At 31.3% G+C, this 1,676-nt stretch carries 2 protein-coding genes; one reads left to right on the top strand and one right to left on the bottom strand.

All coding sequences use genetic code 11. The features are described 5' to 3' along the window. Positions 1-160: 160 nt before the first annotated feature. On the bottom strand, positions 161-817 hold the full coding sequence (locus ACWVCY_RS05060) for a DUF4386 domain-containing protein (protein ID WP_455140804.1): 657 nt from the start codon (positions 815-817) through the stop codon (positions 161-163). A gap of 160 nt (positions 818-977) precedes the next feature. Here ACWVCY_RS05060 and ACWVCY_RS05055 point away from each other — a divergent pair, with 160 nt between their 5' ends. Beyond that, positions 978-1,475 (top strand): hypothetical protein, encoded by a 498-nt coding sequence (locus ACWVCY_RS05055; protein WP_455140802.1) that lies wholly within the window; start codon positions 978-980, stop codon positions 1,473-1,475. Positions 1,476-1,676 lie beyond the last annotated feature (201 nt).

Raw genomic sequence — 1,676 nt, 5'->3', positions numbered from 1 at the left:
CTTTTAAATGAATGGAGAAAATAATAGCCATCCTCCAATGATTACTTCAAATAGCATCGCAAACAAAGCGCCAATAACTTCCCCTTTGAAGTTAGATTTCGCATTGCGGGAGATTTTTAATCAGCAGTTGATTAAACTTTAACTCTATCGACCTCTCCTTTTAAATGAATGGAGAAAATAATAACCATCCTCCGATGATTATTTCAAATAGCATTGCAAATAAAGCACCAATAATTTCCCCTTTGAATTTTGGTTTTACTAGTTTTATTCCAGTCCCAAAACCAACGAGAATGCCAGAAACTATTCCTAACCATCCAATGATTTGAGGTATAACATCAGATGTAACAATAATTATTGAAAAAGCTAGTGTCCCAATAGACCAACAAATCAAAGCAAATTTGAATCTAACATCTTTTGTTTTGAATGTTTTCTGAGCTAAATCAATTAACGAATTATTTTCAGCTCCACTACTGTCTGAATATTGTTTTGCAATATTGATAAGTTTCCAATAGTTTGGTTCATTAATATATTGAATCAAACCTTCTACTATTCTAAAGATAAGTAAAACGATTCCAAGCAATATGCTATACGGACTGGAAATGATGAACAATAAAATAGTGAGAAAAATGACGCAACCATGTTCTACAAGCGCTAAACCTATACCTATTTTGAATTTTTTGGGATTTTTGTTAATCTTTTTTAGGTCAGCATCTGGGTCATAATTATTCTTCTCCATTAAATAGCCAAACGCTCCCATTGCCACGTTTAAAACTAATATGAACAGAAAGAGAAATCCCGCTAACATCATCTCAATCATTTATTACCACCTTTCTTGAAAATATTTTGAATTTCAAGGTTTGTTTTACTTAAAATATAAGATTTAGGCTTGTAGATGGAATTTAGCTTTCCTTAAAAAATCGAAACCAAAGCTTAAATGAAAAAATGACCAGTTAAGGTTAACTTGGTATTGAGCAAAAATGGTAGGTCATAAATCCAATCTCACTTATCTTGGAATATTTCCAAAGTGTCCTTTCTATAGACCCATACGTCTTTTAATTATTTTAGCTATGATAACCATCGGAACTTGGGGAATTTCTTTTCTCAACATATGGTTATCTGTCTCATACTTCCTATATTCTATCTTGGTTTTTGGTTTGATATTACCTTTGACGATTTGTAGATACTGTTATTACAAAACTAAAATGAACTCCCAATTTTCTGTAGAGAAATGGAGAGAATTATTCTTGAAAAAGTGGGTAAGTCAAGGTAAAATTGCACGGATTTTTATGGGGATTATTTGGCTGTTACCAATTGTTCTAATATTCATTTCATTCTTTTTGAATTTCTCAGTATTCGCTTTATTATCCTTAATTGGTTGCATAGTTGTGCTAGGAGGAAACGTGGTTTATATGAATCAGAGAGTCTGTCCAACATGTGCTATCAAGGATGAATGTCATTCTTCATTTGAAGAATAGAAAATTTTAGTTTTAGTTATTTCTAGAATTATTTTCCATAGGAATTTTTAACCGAGTTTTACTAATTAAATATTGGAGAAAGTAGAAATCGGAAGTTAGATTTCGGATTGCGGGAGATTTTTTTATCAGTTGATTAAATTTTAAGCAACCCGAAAACTGAAATATTAACTAAGGATGATTGTCTAAAGGTTGTGATTTTAT

It is taken from the genome of Candidatus Hodarchaeum mangrovi (assembly GCF_975850365.1).
The sequence above is the reverse complement of the archived record's forward strand: the minus strand, read 5'-3'. Positions and strand labels throughout refer to the sequence as shown.